The organism is Flagellimonas sp., assembly GCF_965601775.1.
GTDB lineage: Bacteria > Bacteroidota > Bacteroidia > Flavobacteriales > Flavobacteriaceae > Flagellimonas.
On sequence record NZ_OZ271837.1, the window covers coordinates 340,428 to 356,293 of the forward strand.

The following is a 15,866-nucleotide window of genomic DNA, read 5'->3' on the forward strand; positions in this document are numbered from 1 at the left end:
TCTGTCTTCATTTATGGGATTCCTTCACTACGTTCGGAATTAGTGTCCTTAAATCTTCCAGCGTGTTCGCTTCTTCAATTTTTTTATCCTTTCGCCAACGTAAAATTCTGGGAAAGCGAGTGGCAATTCCACTTTTATGGCGTTTGGAAAGTGCAATTCCTTCAAAGGCAATTTCAAAAACATGATGTGGAGTCACACTTCTGACGGGCCCAAAACGTTCCAAGGTATTCTTCTTTATCCATGCATCCACCTCTCGGAATTCGGCATCGGTTAATCCTGAATAGGCTTTGGCAAAAGTGACCAATTCTTTTTCTCCGTCCTCTTTAGTTTGCCAAAGTGCGAAAGTGTAATCAGTAAATAGGTTGCTTCGCCTACCATGTCCACGCATAGCATAAGTAAGTACCGCATCAATGGTCAAGGGTTCCACTTTCCATTTCCACCAATCTCCCTTTTTACGACCTACTTGATAAGGAGAATGGTTATGCTTTAGCATCAGCCCTTCACTGCGCATTTCACGTGAACGTTCTCTTTCTTCGGCGACCTTTTCCCATGAGTCCAATTGAAGACGTTCTGAAAGGTGCAAGGGAATCTTTGTCATTTCGAGTGAATGCGAGAAATCTAACTTTGAGACCTCTCCCTTTTCTCTCGACTGCGCTCGAGATGACGGCTCGAGGTGACTATTTTTAAATAATTCTTCTAAAAGCCGCCTGCGTTCAAAGTAGGTTTTACCTCTTATGTCTTTTCCATCCCATTCCAAAAGGTCATACGCTTTGAGGATAACCGGAGTTTTGTCTAAAAGGGATTTGGACACGGTTTTACGACCGATTCGGGTTTGTAAATCATTAAAAGTTCCAATCTGACCCTTGGGATAGGGAAGAAGTTCTCCATCCAACACAGTCCCATTTGGGATATTTCCAATGAATTTTTGGAATTCGGGATATTTATCGGTTACCAATTCTTCACCTCGACTCCACACAAAGATTTCATCATTGCGAATAATGACTTGTGCCCGAATCCCATCCCATTTGTGCTCCGCAGACCAGTCGGAAATTTCGCCTATCTCTTCTGGAGCGTCTTCTAGGGCATAGGCCAAATAAAATGGGTAGGGTTTAGATAGATAATCACTTTCTTTTTCTTCCAATATCAAATCTTCAAAGGATATGGTGCTCGGATTCCAATTGCCCATCAGTTTATAGGCCAGAACATCTTCATCTAGCTGCGTAGCTTTGGCCAAGGCCTTGGTCATTAATTTTTGACTTACCCCAATTCGAAAACCTCCTGTAATCAACTTGGTAAAAACGAATCTTTCATAATAATTGAGCTGCTCCCAATTTTGAAAGAGATAGGCCTTTTTCTCCTCCTCGGTTTTGGGTTTTAAGGCAATCATTTCGTCTAAAAAATGGGTAAGCGACTTTTCAGTGGAATGGGTAGTTGAAGGTACAATCAATGCAATAGTTTCTGCTAAATCTCCAACAATATGATAGCTTTCCTCAAATAACCAAAGTGGGATTTTTGCAAGCTCTGCGGCCCATTCTCGGAGAAGAGTGGTATTTACAGGTCTTGGAGGTCTTCGATGCGATAAAATGGCAATGGTCCAAACTTTGTCTTCATCATTGGCCAAGGTAAAGTATTGGGCTAAAGCTTTTACCTTCTCATTCGTTTTGTTGGTACTATCCAAAGTTTTGATGAGTTCCGCAAATCGTTTCATGCTACTTCTGTATTTTCGGTTTCAGAAGCGTTGATTTCACTCATTTCACCTTCGTACTGGGTACTTTCTGTTCGGGCATCATACCCCAATTCCCTCAGGTATTTGGAAAAAATATCGGTATAGCCATGGGTACAAATCACTTTTTCTGCTCCGGTAGCCTGAATACTTTCCAAAAGACCGTCCCAATCACAATGATCGCTCAAAACAAAACCTTTATCAATGGCACGTCGCCTGCGGGCACCTCTAAAGGCCATCCAACCACTGGCCGTCGCCGTTACAAAAGGAACCATTTTTCGAATCCAAGTGCTTCCATGGGCGGAGGGAGGAGCTATCACTATGTTTCCACTAAGCTCTTCTTTTTTGGTTTCCTTTGTAATCAAATGCGTTTCGGGTAAATCTACCAAAGGGCGCAGAACTGAAGTCATGTTTTCAACCGCACCATGGGTAAATATTTTTCCAATTGAAGTGTCTAAATATTTCAACAATCGTTGTGCTTTTCCCAAACTATATCCAAAAAGGATAGAGGTTTTTCCCTCCGCTTGATTTTGTGACCACCAGGTATTGATATCCTTGAAAACCTCCTCTTGTGGAAGCCATTTAAAAGCCGGAAGACCGAAAGTACATTCGGTGATAAAGGTGTTACATTTTATGTTTTCATAAGGCGTGCATAAACCATCGTCTTCAATTTTATAATCTCCGGTAAATACCCAGACCTCACCTTGATGCTCCACTCGAATTTGCGAGGAACCAATAATATGCCCTGCAGGATGTAGACTGAATTTAACTCCATTAACAACAAAGGTTTCTCCCCAGTCTTTTCCAGAAACGGAAATATCTCCCAGACGGTGTTGGATAATGGGAATGTTGCGATGGTGGGTAATATATTGTTTGTGTCCCCAGCGACTATGGTCGGCATGACCATGGGAAATGATTGCCTTGTCCACAGGTTTCCATGGGTCCAGATATATCTTGGCAGCTTCACAGTAGATTCCCTTTTCAGTAAATTGAAGTAAAGGTGATTTCATAGCCCTTGAAAAATACGAATTTCTTTTGGGGATATATTACCTTCTTTTCTCAGGTAAAAATTATATTTGCCAACAAAATTTAAGGTATGCCCATTCTAGATTTATACGAGCACGGAGAAAAGAGAAAAAATTTAGCTCATTTTGCCACTTTGGCCACTTTAGCCGCCGTAGATGGCGAGGTAAATGAAAAGGAAAAAGCGATTTTGGACAAATTTGCTTTTAGGCTCAACATCTCTGAAGCCGAGTATAAAGAGGTGATGAAAAAGGAGAATAAATACCCAATTGAAACCCCTCATAGCTCTGAAAAAAGACTGATGCGACTATTCGACTTTTTTAAAGTGGTTTTCGCAGATCAGATTGTGGAGGAAGAGCAAATGAGCTTGATTGAAAAATACGCCATTGGATTGGGATATTCTCCAGAGGATGCAAAGGCCTTAATCAAAAAGTCATATGATATTTTCCACGGTAGAATTGACTTTGAAGCCTTTCAATACCTTTTGGACCATTAGGCTTGTGCTGCCATAAACTCTTCGGCTTTTTCCACCATTTTTTTACTCCCACAGAAAAAAGGAACCCTTTGGTGTAACTCGTTGGGCTGGATGTCCATAATAGGGTCAAAGCCGTCACTTGCTTTGCCATTGGCCTGTTCGGCTAAAAATGCCATAGGGTTGCATTCATAAAGCAGGCGTAGTTTTCCATTGTATGCTTTACTACTTTTAGGATACATATAGATTCCACCCTTGATCATATTCCGGTGGAAATCAGAAACCAAAGAACCGATATACCTTGAGGTATAAGGACGGTCACCTTCTTCTTTTTGGCAGTATTTTATGTAGTTCTTTACACCCTGCGGAAAGTGAATGTAATTCCCTTCATTCACAGAATAGATTTTACCAGTTTCTGGAAACTGCATATTGGGATGAGAAAGATAGAACGTGCCCAATGCAGGATTTAAGGTAAACCCATTTACTCCATCTCCAGTGGTGTAGACCAACATGGTTGAAGTGCCATAAATAATGTAGCCCGCAGCAATTTGATTGCGACCTGGCTGAAGAAAATCCTCTAAAGTCACCGGCGTACCGACCGGTGTAACGCGACGATATATGGAAAAGATTGTTCCTACGGATACATTTACATCAATATTCGAAGACCCATCCAATGGATCTATCAACACAATGTATTTGTTCTGGTGCTGTTTGTCAAAACTGTTGATACTGATAAAATCATCTTCCTCTTCAGAGGCAATTCCACAAACGATTTCGCGATTCTTTAAGGTTTGGATGAATTTTTCGTTAGCCAGAACGTCTAACTTTTGCTGATTTTCCCCTTGAATGTTCACGTCACCAGCCGTGCCAATAATGTCGACCAAACCCGCCTTGTTTACCTCATGGTTTACCACTTTGGCAGCTAATCGAATACCATTGAGCAATCGCGAAAGTTCCCCGGAAGTGTATTGAAAAGAGTTCTGGTTGGCAATAATAAATTCTCCTAGTGTGCGGTGTTGCTTGTCGAACATTAAGAACTGTTTTATTTAAGGGCAAATATCGGGTATTTTGTGATACTACATCGTTTTCGATTAAGTTTAAATTTAGATATTTATAACTTTGAGTTTTATTTATAACAATATGAATTTTTCAATTAGGGATGCTCGGGAAGAGGATATGATTCAGGTTTTGGATTTAGTACAGGAACTTGCTGATTTTGAAAAAGAACCACATGCTGTTGAGGTGAATTTGGAAGATTTAAAGCAGCACGGTTTTGGGAATCATCCACTATTTCATTGTTTTGTGGCCGAATTCGAAGATAAAATTGTCGGTATAGCCTTGATTTATCCAAGATATTCCACCTGGAAAGGACCTGTCATTCATTTAGAGGATTTGATTGTGACCCAAAGCATGAGGGGAAAAGGAGTAGGCTCTGCCTTGTTGGATAAGGTAGTGCAGTACAGTGAAACCCAAGGGGTAAAAAGGATTTCCTGGGAAGTCTTGGACTGGAACGAACCCGCTATCGACTTCTATGAAAGTAAAGGAGCCAAAGTAATGCGGGATTGGGATGTTGTGCAATTGGATGAAATAGGCATACAGAAGTATTTAAATAACCTAAGTTGATTATATAGTAATGCGAATTTTTAAGTTTGGTGGAGCATCAGTTAAAGATGCAGATGGAGTAAGAAATGTTTTGAATGTGCTTCGAGAAGTAGGTTTTCAAGATACCTTGGTAGTGATTTCAGCTATGGGCAAAACCACCAATGCCATGGAATCTTTAGTGGCTGCCTATTTTGAAGATAAGAGAAGGATATCCATAGTAATCCAAGAGATAAAGGACTATCATCAAGGTGTAATTTCCGAACTTTTTGAGGATACTAATCACCCGATATATGAAAAAGTGCAGTTGCTTTTTGAGGAGGTCCAAGGATTTCTGGCTTGGAACAAGTCCCCAAAATATGCCTTTGTGTACGACCAGGTTGTAGGGTATGGGGAATTGATATCTACATCAATTGTTAGTGCCTACTTGAACCAAGAGGGTCTCTCAAATAAGTGGCATGATGTACGCGAATTAATAAAAACGGATAACTCGTACCGTGATGCCCACGTAAATTGGGAAAGAACTGAAAGTGAGATAAAATCCAGAGTGGATATGTCCCAATTGAATATAACCCAGGGTTTTTTAGGGAGCGACGATAATAACTTCACTACAACTTTGGGAAGGGAAGGGTCGGATTACACAGCTGCTATACTGGCCTATTGCCTAAATGCAAATTCTGTGACTATCTGGAAGGATGTTCCTGGAGTTTTGAATGCGGACCCAAGAAATTTTGAGGAAACCCAGCTTTTGGATCAAATTTCATATCGTGAAGCCATTGAATTGGCTTTTTATGGGGCTTCGGTAATTCACCCAAAAACGCTTCAACCTTTACAGCGAAAAGAAATCCCTTTACATGTCAAGTCTTTTGTAAATCCTTTGGGGAATGGAACTACGGTCGCCTCGGGAAAAGGTATTTCTCCGTTGATTCCCTGTTTTATTGTAAAGAAAAACCAGGTCTTATTAAAGTTGTCCACATTGGACTTCTCCTTTATTGTGGAGGATAACATTAGTGAGATTTTTAAATTGTTCCATGATCACCGTTTAAAAGTGGACTTGATTCAAAATTCTGCGATTAGTTTTTCGGTTTGTTTGGATAATAAGTTTGGGGGATTGCAAACCATATTGGAGGAACTTCAACAAAAGTTCAAAGTGGTTTGTCATGAAGATGTTTCTCTATATACCATTCGTCACTTTAATGACGATGCCGTTAAATCCCTCCAGAATGGAAAATCAGTGTTGGTAGAACAGCGCGGAAAGGAAACCGTTCAGTTGGTTGTGAAATAAATTCGAGCCTGATATTTGTTTGTTTCCTTATTTGGGCAATTTCCTATCTTTACTTTTACCTAATTGATAAAATATGGGGTTGGTTTCTGCCAAGGAGGTAGCTAAAGTAATCGGAGTTAATCGATACGGTTTTATTGGAACGTTCATAGGTTGGCTTTTGATGGTAGTCACCAAGATTACTACGATGAATAGCTTTTACACCAAGAACAAAGACCTTTCTGGGACCGACTTCTTGGAATCAATCTTGGAGCATTATGAAATTGACTTTGAGATTCCCGAAGAGGACTTAAAGCGATTGCCCAAAACCGGACCCTACATCACCATTAGTAATCACCCATTGGGTGGGATAGACGGGGTGCTTTTGTTGAAGTTGATGCTAGACGAACGGAAGGATTTTAAAATCATCGCCAACTTTTTACTACAACGTATTGAACCCTTAAAACCCTTTATCATGCCGGTTAATCCTTTTGAAAACCATAAGGATGTCAAAAGCAGCGTGATGGGATTTAAGACGGCATTGACCCATTTGCGCGATGGACATCCTTTAGGGATTTTCCCTGCTGGCGAGGTTTCAACTTATAGGGATGGAAAATTAGTAGTAGATAGACCCTGGGAAGAAGCCGCTATTAAATTGATTCGAAAAGCTGAGGTCCCGGTAGTGCCCATTTATTTTCATGCCAGAAACAGTCGACTTTTCTACCGTTTATCAAAAATCAATGATGTATTCCGGACGGCAAAATTGCCTTCAGAGCTAACTACACAAAGTAGAAGACCAATAAAGGTTCGGGTGGGTCAACCAATATCTGTGGCATCACAAAAAGAGGAAGAAACCTTGGAAGGTTTTACAGAGCTTCTTCGGAAAAAAACATACTTGTTGGCCAATGCTTTTGAAAAGGAACGTCTGATTGACAAGGTTCCGACCACCTTAAAAATCCCAAAAACGCCTAAAAAAATTGCCTCAGCTGTGCGCGTTGAGGTTTTGGAAGGAGAGATAGAAAAACTGCGTGAAAAAGATTGCAGGTTACTTCAGAGCAAGAATTACGAAGTGTATTTAGCGCAAGAGAAAGAGATGCCCTTTATTTTAAAGGAAATTGGCCGCCAACGCGAGATTACATTTCGTGAGGTAGGCGAGGGGACCAACAATCCCATCGATTTGGACCAATTTGATTCGTACTACCACCATCTTTTCCTTTGGGATAATGATGATAAGGCGGTAGTTGGAGCCTATAGAATGGGATTGGGGAGCCATATTTTTAAAAACTATGGCATAGACGGCTTCTATTTGCAGGATTTATTTCGTTTTGAGCCGGAATTGTATGATATGATGAGCAAATCCATTGAAATGGGCCGTGCTTATATTGTAAAGGAATATCAGCAAAAGCCGATGCCCTTGTTTTTACTTTGGAAAGGGATTGTACATACCACTTTAAGATTTCCTGAGCATAAATATCTGATCGGCGGGGTGAGCATCAGCAACCAATTCTCCAATTTTTCCAAATCCTTGATGATTGAATTCATGAAGTCCAATTATTGGGACCCCTATGTGGCACAATACATTCGACCTAAAAAAGAGTTTAAGGTACAGTTGAAGGATGCGGATAAGGAATTCATTTTTGATGAGACGCAAGCCGACTTAAACAAGTTTGATAAGTTGATAAATGAGGTAGAACCTGGAAGCCTTCGGTTACCTGTTCTGATAAAAAAGTATATCAAACAGAATGCAAAAGTGGTGGCCTTTAACGTAGACCCGCTCTTCAACAATTCGGTGGATGGATTGATGTATATAAAGATTGCGGACTTACCTGAAAGTACGGTAAAGCCCGTGATGGAAGAATTTCAAGCCGAACTTGAGCGAAAGATTACTGAAGGAAATGCGCCTTCAGTGGTAAACGAATCCTGATTTCTTTTAGTTTACCAATTCTTCTTTTACAAAGTCGTGACAGAAATCCTTTATTTCCTCCCGAGTGTCTAAAAATGCCTGATGAATCACATCCTGTGTCCCCTTAACTTTGGAAGGGTCGGTAAAATTGTTATGAATACGTTGTGCATTCTTAGCAGGGATAAATGGGCAGTTTTCCTTGGCATGGTCGCAAACCGTAATAATGTAATCCCACTCAATGCCTTCATACTCATCCACATGGTTTGAAGTATGGTTGGAAATATCGATACCATCTTCTTTCATGATGGATACAGCACCTGGATTTAGTCCATGGGTTTCTATGCCAGCACTGTATATGTTTGCCAAGGAATCCTGGAAATGATTCAGATAACCATGTGCCATTTGACTTCTACAAGAGTTGCCCGTGCAAAGCACCAATACGTTTTTCATTATACTTTTGATTTGATGATTAATCTATTCCTATTGTTTCGCTTCGTTTTTCGAATAAGAGGTTGTCTTTCCATTCCCCATGATTTTTAGCGACGCGTTCCCTTTTACCAATAAAGCGAAATCCTACTTTTTCATGCAGTGCAATGCTGGCTTCATTTTCTGGAAAGATTCCCGACTGAATGGTCCAAAAACCAGCCTCTTCGCTTGCACTTACCAATTGATTCAATAGTGCTTTTCCAACCCCTTTGCCTCTACTATTCTCTCCGATATATACGCTTACTTCAGCCACGCCACCATAAACACAGCGGCTGGAAACGGGTGATAGAGCGGCCCAACCTAAAACCTGTCCTTCGTCCTCCGCAATCAATCTGCAGGATTCAACATGTGCCTTATCCCAACTTTCGTAGCTAGGGACTTGTTGCTCAAAGGTCGCAAAACCCGTCTGTATGCCTTCCGCATAAATTCGGGAAACCTCTTCCCAATCTGTTGCTTGCATGCTACGGATAATCATGTGGTCACAAATTTAACAACAACCGCTCCCAGGAGCGCAAGAAGTTAATGTTGTTTTTAGGTTATTTTCTTCTGTAGTTTCAGGAACTCCACAAGTCTCCTTTGCCTTGCAATCCGTTCTATGGACGGAAAGGGTAAATTTTAATGCTTCGTCCGAAGCGGAATACCCTGAAACATATAATTGAGCGGTATGAAACCCGTCGTTGCCATACTCCAACTTGAGTTCAGCGTCTTTGACCATAGGTTTAATACGATCTACTTTATTGAGAATGCCCAAAGCCTTGGAAGCTGACATAAATTCGGTTTTCCCTATTTCAGAGGGGCTTTCCCATAGTTGAACAACAGTTTCTTTCCAGAAATCCGTACCTGTTCCACAGTCGACGGAGTCTACGGTGATGTTTTTTACTTCTGTAATATGGTAATTGGCCTTAACCAGATTCCCAGGTTGATATTCGAACAGAAGGCTTTTATGCCTATTTTCTTGTAATACGTTTAAAAATTCTTGGGTATTCATAAATCAACAACAATTAAGGTTAATATTGGAAAAGAAGTTATGGAAAGCTTGCTGTAACTGTAACCACCTTTCTTGGTCAATACAGTAACATAGGTTTTTTCCCTCGTAGGTGCCCTGAAGCAATCCAATCTTTTTGATTTCGTTGAGATGCTGGGAAATTGTAGGCTGTGCCAATCCAATTTCATCTACCAAATCATTGCAAATACATCCCTCTTGTTTACTGATATATTCCAAGATTGCGATACGGGCTGGATGGGCCAAAACTTTGGCTGCTTGTGCCAACTCATTTTGTTGGATGGAAAAAATATGTGTTTTAGAACTTCCCAATCTGATTTAAAATTTAATATTGCAATATTACGATAATAATATGATATAAAAAAGCCAGATAAAATTTTCCGGCTTTTTTTCTTATAATCCTTTAAACCAGTTTTGAAAAGATTCGCCCAATAAAAAAACAGGTTTTTGTTCCCCATTGATCGCTCCGATTAGGCTCATAATCCATAGGACCAAACCAAAAAGCCATCCTAAGATATTAATAAAGGGTATAAATGAAGTAACTAAGAATACCAAAAAAATACCCAAAACCTGTCTTACATAAAAAGATCCAATTTCGGTTTTATTGCTACTGTTCATGATTATGGCAACAATCCACCCAATCAATGTAAGATGGGCAATAATGGCCACTGTTTTTCCACTATCTGGGTTTTTGGGGTCAAAAGCCTCCTTTACATCTTCTTGAAAGTCTTTGGCAGCCTCCTTGGCTTCCTCTGCAAATTCATTGGCCGCGTCTTTTGCTTTGTCTCCTAAGTCTTTTTCTTCGTCTGACATGGTAAATTATTTTGTTGGTTGTACATGTCTTAAAAATAAGCAATAATTTGATTGTTAGAGGAATGCTTTATCAACAGGTTCCCAAAGCTCAATTTTGTTTCCTTCCGGGTCAACAATCCACCCAAATTTTCCATAATCATATTCTTCCACCTTATCAATTACTTGGACTCCTTCAGATTTGAGTACTTCTAGCAATTCCTTTAGATTTTCCACTCGATAGTTCATCATAAATTGCTTTTCACTTGGATTAAAATACTTTGTATCCTCATTAAAAGGGCTCCATTGCGTCATGCAATCGTTGCCGTCTGCATCCTTCCACCAAAAACTCCACCCGTAGTTATCCGTGGGAATTCCCAAATGTTCCTTATACCATGTTTTGATGTGGTCCGGATTCTTGGCCTTGAAGAAAATACCACCTATTCCAGTTACTCTTTTTTTCATTGTTTAATATTTTTTTCGTACAGATTAATCCAAGCCTCAGGAGTCATTTTTTGACATAATTCGGCAATAAGGTCGTAGGGGATAGTATCCACTTTTTTGAATCGGATGCAGCTTTTGCCCATATCCAATTTGGTTTTGACATGTTTGGGATATTCTTTTACAAACCAATCCAACAAGTCTTTATCCGCATAGATTCCAGAATGATATAGTGCCACAAAGTTTTTTTGCGAAGCAACATTGATAAAAGGTAGCGGTAGTTTTGGGTCACAGTGGTATCCGTTTGGGTACAAGGAATGGGGTACAACATAACCAATCATTTTATAGCTGATGCACTCTTCAAAGCCCTCTGGAAGATGGTCTTGAATGGTTCTTCTTAATTTAGAAACCGCTTCTTTTCGGTCTTCGGGTAGTTTGGAAATGTATTCATCCGGTGTTTTAGCATCTATTGTCATGGCAGGATTATTTTCGTTGTAATACCAATGCTGAAAGTAGTGAAATAATAAATCCAATCACAAAAACGGTAAGTGCCATAAACAAAAAGGCCATTATAGGATTTGCGAAGAGTTCTTTTTGTGCTTCCATTTCAACTTTCTTTATTTCAAATTCCTCTGCAGGCATATTTTCCTCCATTATATTCAGCGTTTCGGAATAGTAATTGTCCATAAAGTCTGGATTCAGCACCTCGGTATAGATAACATCGAAAACACCGAAGACCAATGCGGTGATAAGACTAATTAGTAAACCAATGATTAATGCTTTTTTAAAACTGACTTTTCCTGAATTCTCTTTATCTCGGAAATGTCTAATCCCAAAGAATACAAAACTTAAGGATAAAATCATGGAAAGATATCCGAGAGTTTCCTGTGTTGATAATGGTAAATCATCAAAGGCAAACCAACTGATTAGAAAGAGCCCACAGATTGCAATAGCTCCATACGTGCCGAATTTAATTATTGTTTTCTTCATCCTGTTTAGGTTTTAAATTTTGACCAAAGGTAGAAGTGAAGTAAGGTTTAGGGCTCATACTAAAGTACCAAAAGGATAGTACTTTGGTACCAAAAAGGTTATTCAACCATGATTTTCAATTCTTTCGCTTTCTGTATGGCTTGGGTTCTTCGTTTTACATCCAACTTCACCAATAAATTGGAGACGTGGGTTTTTATAGTGCTTTCGGAAAGATGAAGTCTTTCCCCAATTTCTTTGTTGGACAACCCCTTGACCACTTGTTGCAACACTTCGTACTCGCGTTTACTAATGCCTAGATTTTCCAATTTTTTCCAATCTACCTCAATTGGACCGGATTCTTTTTCCGCCAATCCTTTTTTGTTGATGTACACGCCAATTATAAAAAACAGGATAGCAATGGCGGAAATTAGTAGCTCAATATTCAGGTTGCCTGAAAGATAGGAGTACTCACTCAATTTAAACAGAACGAGTAGTGCAATGATTAGGGAAGAAAAAACAAAGATGGTTTTTTTCACACCCTAAATTTAACAAAAGCGTTCTTGGATTTTGTCCACGATGGTTTGGGCCAATTTTTCCTTACTCTCAAAAGTCCAACCAGCCACATGGGGGGAGAGCGTTACATTTTTGGCTTTTCTCAAATATTTAAAAGCCTTTGGCTTTTGCAAGAACATGTTCTCAAATGATTTTTTCTCGTATTCCAAAACGTCCAGACCGGCACCTAACACTTTTCCGGACTTTAAACCCTTTACAAGGTCTTCGGTCACCACACATTTGCCCCGGGCCGTGTTTAAAAACCAAAATGGTTTATGAAATCCTTCAATAAAATCAATGTTGATCATTCCCACAGTGGATTCGGTTTGGGGAACATGTAGGCTAACCACATCTGATTTTTGTTGAAATTCCATAATACCTACCTGTCGGGCATTTTCATCTCCAACACCTCCAATGATGTCATAACAGATGATTTCTACATCGAAACCTTTTAGTTTTTTGGCAAAGGCTTTGCCCATGTTTCCATAACCCAGAATACCTACGGTCTTTCCATCCAATTCAACACCTCTATTGCCTTCTCTATCCCATTGTCCTTTTCTAACTTCCCTATGTGCCTTATTCAATTTGTTCATCAATGAAAGTAGCATGCCCAAGGTATGCTCTCCCACTGCATTTCTATTTCCTTCGGGAGCTGAAGCGAGGAAAATGTATTTCTGTTTCGCGTATTTCGTATCGATGTTCTCCAACCCTGCACCGACGCGACCAATAAACTTTAAGTTGGTTGCCTTGTCCAAAAACTGTTGGTCAATTGTGAATCTACTTCGGATTACTACGCCATCATATTCATGGATTTTTTGTTCTATTTCTTCTTTGGGGGCGGAATAATCCTCATGATTTTCGAAACCCAGCGCTGTTAATTGATCTATTAAAAGCGGGTGGTTGGTATCCAAATGCAGTACTTTCATTCAGTCAGGGTATTGGTGCAATTTACAATTTCCAAATAAATTTCAAATTTGGCAGGGTTAGAAGTATTCTTGTATACATTCGGTCGAAATTTGAGGAAGCATAACCTACTTTTGTAACATCAATTAAAAAAAGCATGGGCAGTTTCAATTCAGTTGACCTTGTGATACTTTTAGGTGTGGCACAAGGTCTTTTTTTGGCGATTACCTTGCCCATGGTGCATCGCGCCAATAGCTATGCAAACAAAATATTGTCAATACAGATAGTAATGGCTTGCCTTTTGTTGTTTGCCAAGGTGGCCATTTATAAAGCTCAAACGTTTTGGGCATACCAAAGAGCTATACTCCTTGAACCTTTTATACTTCTTTATGGGCCCTTGGGGTATATTTATTTGAAAAGACTACTTGAAAAAGGAAGCGAGAAATACCTATTGCATTGGGCTCACTATGTTCCTGCTCTGATTTATTTTATCTATTTGGTATATCTGAATGTCCTACCTACAGAAACCTTTGCCAGCAAATGGTCAGCAGGTAGCCTTGGAATTCCATTTTTTTTGGCAGAACTATTGGCTCTTTTACATAATTGCATTTTTTGGTATTTCTGTGGACAGCTTATTTACGATTATCTTAAAAGAGAAACCTATCAACTTTCCTTTGTTCAGGAAACCATTTCCTTCATTCGTGTGATTCATGTCCTAGTAGGGTTTATACTCTTCCTTTGGGTTCTAAGCTTTTTGAACTCGTACTATGTGAAACTGGATTTTTGGCCCATTAACTATGATATGGTTTGGATAGGAATTCCTATACTTATTTACATTGTTGGTTACTATGCACTAAGACAACCTGCAATTTTTAGGATTCAGCTAGACACTAAAAGTGAAAAAGAATTACCCAAACAACGATTGCCCGAATCAGAGATTGAAGAGCTAAAATCCAAATTGGAAGGGCTTATTGAAAAGGAAAAAGTATATCTCAAAAATGAACTCACGCTAACAGACCTGTCCCAAGAACTGAATACCTCAACCAACAATTTGTCATGGCTCCTAAACAATATTTACCGCAGTAATTTCTATGAATTCATCAATCGATACCGCATAGAAGCATTTTTGGGAAAGATTAAAAACAATGAACATGCCACTAGGACACTTCTTTCCCTTTCCTTAGAGGTTGGATTTAATTCAAAATCAACCTTTAATAAAGCCTTTAAGTCGGTTCTAAATGATACGCCTTCGAATTACATCAAGAAGATGAGGGTACAATAGGTTTAGTTGTATACACTAAGTCGATTTACGAGGTTTTTCCTTTTAAAATAGCTTCAAATTTTAAAGAAAAACCTCATGAAAACAATCAAACTCAATGTATGTAAGGTAATCACGGTTTTTTCCGTGTTCGTACTTCTAATGTCATCTTGCACTGATGATTTTATCGGGAAAATCTCTGAAAAGGCTGAAGTGGAAACCATTGTTCCCAACTTTATAGGTAATGATGGCGTTTCCATTGACCGGCGTGGCAATGTATTGACCAGCAATTTTGGCAACTTTTCAGGAACGGAAGTTTTTCGTACCATGCCGAGAACCGGAGAATTCGAGGTTGCCGTGGATAGTGTTTTTGCGCCTACTGGAAACGGCGTAGACCGACGTGGGAACATTATCGTAGTAAACAATATCCGCTTTACGGCTCAAAATGATGGTAGTACCGAAGCAGATGTCTTAAAAGTAGCTCCAGATGGCACGCGTACGGTTCTTGCAACCCTACCCGGTTTTCCCTCTGGACTTACTTTAGATAATAGGGGCAACGCATACGTTTCTAATTTTAGCTTTCCCGGTGTACATAAGGTTACGCCAGAAGGAGAAGCAACCGTATTTGCTGAAGATGTACGCCTTGGGGGTTCTGTCGGAATCGATTTTGACAATAAGGGGAATCTGTATGTAGGTAATTTTGTTTCTGGAGAGATACTTAAAATAAAGCGTGATGGAGCCATAGAGCTTTTAGCTACGCTGCCTGTAATCGTGGATGACTTTGTTATTGGTTACTTAACCCATTTTGCAGGGTCCCTTTTTGTTACCGCTATTGGAGAAAATGTGATTTACAGAGTGAGTTTGTCCGGGGATATTTCAGTTTTTGCAGGAAATGGACAGTTAGGAACTACGGATGGCCCCTTAGTGGAAGCTTCTTTTAATTCTCCTAATGGAATTGCTGTTGACCCGGTTAGAAGAGTAATTTACATCTCCGAGTTTGGAGCAGGAGGAGGATTACGAGCAATAAAACTTAAATAATATACGCTGACTGGTTGAGAATGGAAACCGATGGTTTTTAGGAATTATCGGTTTTTTACGTAAAACAGAGAAGGTACTAAATCTTTGGGTATTCCGTCTGGGTCATCTCATGCTGCACATTCCCGGTATGCGCTGTATCCTGTTTTTCGAACAACAATAAATGCACTTCCTCTCCATCCTTTGTTGCCGGGCAATGTTCCACGCCTTTTGGAACAACTATGATTTCCCCTTCATTTACCACCTCGGTTCGGTCGCGAAACTTCATATATAAGGTGCCCTTTAAAACTTGAAAAAGTTCATCCTCATTGTCGTGGGAATGCCAAACAAACTCGCCCTGAACTTTAGCTAGTATCACCTGCATGTCATCCACCGTAGCAATTTGATGGGGATGCCATTGCTTTGAGAAAGCAGCGTGTTTTTCCTTTAGGTTGATGGGTTTCATGAAT

The 15,866-nt window shown here is 39.8% G+C and carries 20 protein-coding genes; 6 read left to right on the forward strand and 14 right to left on the reverse strand.

Translation table 11 applies throughout. The features are described from left to right. Positions 1 to 7 precede the first annotated feature (7 nt). Together ACSLUF_RS01590 and ACSLUF_RS01595 are read right to left on the reverse strand one after the other, a co-directional pair. On the reverse strand, positions 8 to 1,708 hold the full coding sequence (locus tag ACSLUF_RS01590) for an ATP-dependent DNA ligase (protein ID WP_435624385.1): 1,701 nt from the start codon (positions 1,706 to 1,708) through the stop codon (positions 8 to 10). Next, positions 1,705 to 2,733: a ligase-associated DNA damage response exonuclease gene (locus ACSLUF_RS01595; RefSeq protein ID WP_435624386.1), complete on the reverse strand. Its 1,029-nt coding sequence runs from the start codon at positions 2,731 to 2,733 to the stop codon at positions 1,705 to 1,707. Before ACSLUF_RS01595 ends, ACSLUF_RS01590 begins: the two co-directional genes overlap by 4 nt. 86 nt (positions 2,734 to 2,819) lie before the next feature. On the opposite strand from ACSLUF_RS01595, the gene ACSLUF_RS01600 reads away from it, so the two are divergent. Continuing rightward, positions 2,820 to 3,242, forward strand: coding sequence for a TerB family tellurite resistance protein (locus ACSLUF_RS01600; protein WP_435624387.1), 423 nt, complete (start codon positions 2,820 to 2,822; stop codon positions 3,240 to 3,242). Here the strand turns inward: ACSLUF_RS01600 and fbp are convergent. Beyond that, a complete protein-coding gene (gene fbp / locus ACSLUF_RS01605; protein WP_435624388.1) occupies positions 3,239 to 4,249 on the reverse strand; it encodes a class 1 fructose-bisphosphatase in 1,011 nt (336 codons plus the stop codon). The two genes, ACSLUF_RS01600 and fbp, sit on opposite strands and share 4 nt — an antisense overlap. A gap of 109 nt (positions 4,250 to 4,358) precedes the next feature. Here fbp and ACSLUF_RS01610 point away from each other — a divergent pair, with 109 nt between their 5' ends. The 3 genes from ACSLUF_RS01610 to ACSLUF_RS01620 all read left to right on the forward strand — a co-directional run bounded on the left by ACSLUF_RS01610 (position 4,359) and on the right by ACSLUF_RS01620 (position 8,002). Next, complete coding sequence (locus ACSLUF_RS01610; RefSeq protein ID WP_435624389.1) at positions 4,359 to 4,841, forward strand: N-acetyltransferase family protein; 483 nt, start codon at positions 4,359 to 4,361, stop codon at positions 4,839 to 4,841. A gap of 10 nt (positions 4,842 to 4,851) precedes the next feature. Next, on the forward strand, positions 4,852 to 6,102 hold the full coding sequence (locus ACSLUF_RS01615) for an aspartate kinase (protein WP_435624390.1): 1,251 nt from the start codon (positions 4,852 to 4,854) through the stop codon (positions 6,100 to 6,102). 73 nt (positions 6,103 to 6,175) lie between these two features. Further along, complete coding sequence (locus tag ACSLUF_RS01620) at positions 6,176 to 8,002, forward strand: GNAT family N-acyltransferase (protein WP_435624391.1); 1,827 nt, start codon at positions 6,176 to 6,178, stop codon at positions 8,000 to 8,002. A gap of 6 nt (positions 8,003 to 8,008) precedes the next feature. Here ACSLUF_RS01620 and ACSLUF_RS01625 read toward each other — a convergent pair whose 3' ends face one another. The 10 genes from ACSLUF_RS01625 to ACSLUF_RS01670 all read right to left on the reverse strand — a co-directional run bounded on the left by ACSLUF_RS01625 (position 8,009) and on the right by ACSLUF_RS01670 (position 13,147). Beyond that, entirely contained in the window at positions 8,009 to 8,431 is a 423-nt protein-coding gene (locus tag ACSLUF_RS01625; RefSeq protein WP_435624392.1) for an arsenate reductase ArsC, read from the reverse strand. A gap of 19 nt (positions 8,432 to 8,450) precedes the next feature. Then, the gene (locus tag ACSLUF_RS01630) at positions 8,451 to 8,942 is read right to left on the reverse strand and encodes an N-acetyltransferase family protein (protein WP_435624393.1); all 492 of its coding nucleotides are present in this window, start codon (positions 8,940 to 8,942) and stop codon (positions 8,451 to 8,453) included. A gap of 12 nt (positions 8,943 to 8,954) precedes the next feature. Beyond that, positions 8,955 to 9,455 (reverse strand): DUF6428 family protein, encoded by a 501-nt coding sequence (locus ACSLUF_RS01635; RefSeq protein WP_435624394.1) that lies wholly within the window; start codon positions 9,453 to 9,455, stop codon positions 8,955 to 8,957. A gap of 3 nt (positions 9,456 to 9,458) precedes the next feature. Then, positions 9,459 to 9,782 (reverse strand): ArsR/SmtB family transcription factor, encoded by a 324-nt coding sequence (locus ACSLUF_RS01640; protein WP_435624395.1) that lies wholly within the window; start codon positions 9,780 to 9,782, stop codon positions 9,459 to 9,461. Positions 9,783 to 9,863: 81 nt separating this feature from the next. Further along, positions 9,864 to 10,283 carry a YtxH domain-containing protein gene (locus tag ACSLUF_RS01645; protein WP_435624396.1) on the reverse strand — a complete coding sequence of 140 codons (420 nt, stop codon included), beginning with the start codon at positions 10,281 to 10,283 and terminating at the stop codon, positions 9,864 to 9,866. Positions 10,284 to 10,337: 54 nt separating this feature from the next. Further along, positions 10,338 to 10,724 carry a VOC family protein gene (locus ACSLUF_RS01650; RefSeq protein ID WP_435624397.1) on the reverse strand — a complete coding sequence of 129 codons (387 nt, stop codon included), beginning with the start codon at positions 10,722 to 10,724 and terminating at the stop codon, positions 10,338 to 10,340. Beyond that, positions 10,721 to 11,176 carry a DUF1801 domain-containing protein gene (locus ACSLUF_RS01655; RefSeq protein WP_435624398.1) on the reverse strand — a complete coding sequence of 152 codons (456 nt, stop codon included), beginning with the start codon at positions 11,174 to 11,176 and terminating at the stop codon, positions 10,721 to 10,723. The genes ACSLUF_RS01650 and ACSLUF_RS01655 overlap by 4 nt, the downstream gene beginning before the upstream one ends. 7 nt (positions 11,177 to 11,183) lie before the next feature. Then, the gene (locus ACSLUF_RS01660) at positions 11,184 to 11,690 is read right to left on the reverse strand and encodes a DUF4199 domain-containing protein (RefSeq protein ID WP_435624399.1); all 507 of its coding nucleotides are present in this window, start codon (positions 11,688 to 11,690) and stop codon (positions 11,184 to 11,186) included. 98 nt (positions 11,691 to 11,788) lie between these two features. Then, positions 11,789 to 12,205 carry a response regulator transcription factor gene (locus ACSLUF_RS01665; protein ID WP_435624400.1) on the reverse strand — a complete coding sequence of 139 codons (417 nt, stop codon included), beginning with the start codon at positions 12,203 to 12,205 and terminating at the stop codon, positions 11,789 to 11,791. Between the two features lie 9 nt (positions 12,206 to 12,214). Beyond that, positions 12,215 to 13,147 (reverse strand): 2-hydroxyacid dehydrogenase, encoded by a 933-nt coding sequence (locus ACSLUF_RS01670; protein ID WP_435624401.1) that lies wholly within the window; start codon positions 13,145 to 13,147, stop codon positions 12,215 to 12,217. A 134-nt stretch (positions 13,148 to 13,281) separates the two neighbouring features. Between ACSLUF_RS01670 and ACSLUF_RS01675 the strand changes: the two genes are divergently transcribed. Together ACSLUF_RS01675 and ACSLUF_RS01680 are read left to right on the forward strand one after the other, a co-directional pair. Continuing rightward, positions 13,282 to 14,406, forward strand: a complete 1,125-nt coding sequence (locus tag ACSLUF_RS01675) for a helix-turn-helix domain-containing protein (RefSeq protein ID WP_435624402.1) — start codon at positions 13,282 to 13,284, stop codon at positions 14,404 to 14,406. Positions 14,407 to 14,481: 75 nt separating this feature from the next. Beyond that, complete coding sequence (locus tag ACSLUF_RS01680) at positions 14,482 to 15,420, forward strand: hypothetical protein (RefSeq protein WP_435624403.1); 939 nt, start codon at positions 14,482 to 14,484, stop codon at positions 15,418 to 15,420. Between the two features lie 76 nt (positions 15,421 to 15,496). Here the strand turns inward: ACSLUF_RS01680 and ACSLUF_RS01685 are convergent, their stop codons facing one another. Beyond that, entirely contained in the window at positions 15,497 to 15,862 is a 366-nt protein-coding gene (locus ACSLUF_RS01685) for a cupin domain-containing protein (protein WP_435624404.1), read from the reverse strand. Positions 15,863 to 15,866 lie beyond the last annotated feature (4 nt).

What these genes read in the sequence shown, in the direction of transcription:
- ACSLUF_RS01655 (WP_435624398.1), bottom strand. Translation starts at nt 11,176, where the DNA reads ATGACAATAGATGCTAAAACACCGGATGAATACATTTCCAAACTACCC.
- ACSLUF_RS01685 (WP_435624404.1), bottom strand. Translation starts at nt 15,862, where the DNA reads ATGAAACCCATCAACCTAAAGGAAAAACACGCTGCTTTCTCAAAGCAA.
- ACSLUF_RS01625 (WP_435624392.1), bottom strand. Translation starts at nt 8,431, where the DNA reads ATGAAAAACGTATTGGTGCTTTGCACGGGCAACTCTTGTAGAAGTCAA.
- ACSLUF_RS01595 (WP_435624386.1), bottom strand. Translation starts at nt 2,733, where the DNA reads ATGAAATCACCTTTACTTCAATTTACTGAAAAGGGAATCTACTGTGAA.
- ACSLUF_RS01600 (WP_435624387.1), top strand. Translation starts at nt 2,820, where the DNA reads ATGCCCATTCTAGATTTATACGAGCACGGAGAAAAGAGAAAAAATTTA.
- ACSLUF_RS01680 (WP_435624403.1), top strand. Translation starts at nt 14,482, where the DNA reads ATGAAAACAATCAAACTCAATGTATGTAAGGTAATCACGGTTTTTTCC.
- ACSLUF_RS01645 (WP_435624396.1), bottom strand. Translation starts at nt 10,283, where the DNA reads ATGTCAGACGAAGAAAAAGACTTAGGAGACAAAGCAAAAGACGCGGCC.
- ACSLUF_RS01675 (WP_435624402.1), top strand. Translation starts at nt 13,282, where the DNA reads ATGGGCAGTTTCAATTCAGTTGACCTTGTGATACTTTTAGGTGTGGCA.
- ACSLUF_RS01590 (WP_435624385.1), bottom strand. Translation starts at nt 1,708, where the DNA reads ATGAAACGATTTGCGGAACTCATCAAAACTTTGGATAGTACCAACAAA.
- ACSLUF_RS01630 (WP_435624393.1), bottom strand. Translation starts at nt 8,942, where the DNA reads ATGATTATCCGTAGCATGCAAGCAACAGATTGGGAAGAGGTTTCCCGA.
- fbp (WP_435624388.1), bottom strand. Translation starts at nt 4,249, where the DNA reads ATGTTCGACAAGCAACACCGCACACTAGGAGAATTTATTATTGCCAAC.
- ACSLUF_RS01660 (WP_435624399.1), bottom strand. Translation starts at nt 11,690, where the DNA reads ATGAAGAAAACAATAATTAAATTCGGCACGTATGGAGCTATTGCAATC.
- ACSLUF_RS01670 (WP_435624401.1), bottom strand. Translation starts at nt 13,147, where the DNA reads ATGAAAGTACTGCATTTGGATACCAACCACCCGCTTTTAATAGATCAA.
- ACSLUF_RS01610 (WP_435624389.1), top strand. Translation starts at nt 4,359, where the DNA reads ATGAATTTTTCAATTAGGGATGCTCGGGAAGAGGATATGATTCAGGTT.
- ACSLUF_RS01650 (WP_435624397.1), bottom strand. Translation starts at nt 10,724, where the DNA reads ATGAAAAAAAGAGTAACTGGAATAGGTGGTATTTTCTTCAAGGCCAAG.
- ACSLUF_RS01615 (WP_435624390.1), top strand. Translation starts at nt 4,852, where the DNA reads ATGCGAATTTTTAAGTTTGGTGGAGCATCAGTTAAAGATGCAGATGGA.
- ACSLUF_RS01635 (WP_435624394.1), bottom strand. Translation starts at nt 9,455, where the DNA reads ATGAATACCCAAGAATTTTTAAACGTATTACAAGAAAATAGGCATAAA.
- ACSLUF_RS01620 (WP_435624391.1), top strand. Translation starts at nt 6,176, where the DNA reads ATGGGGTTGGTTTCTGCCAAGGAGGTAGCTAAAGTAATCGGAGTTAAT.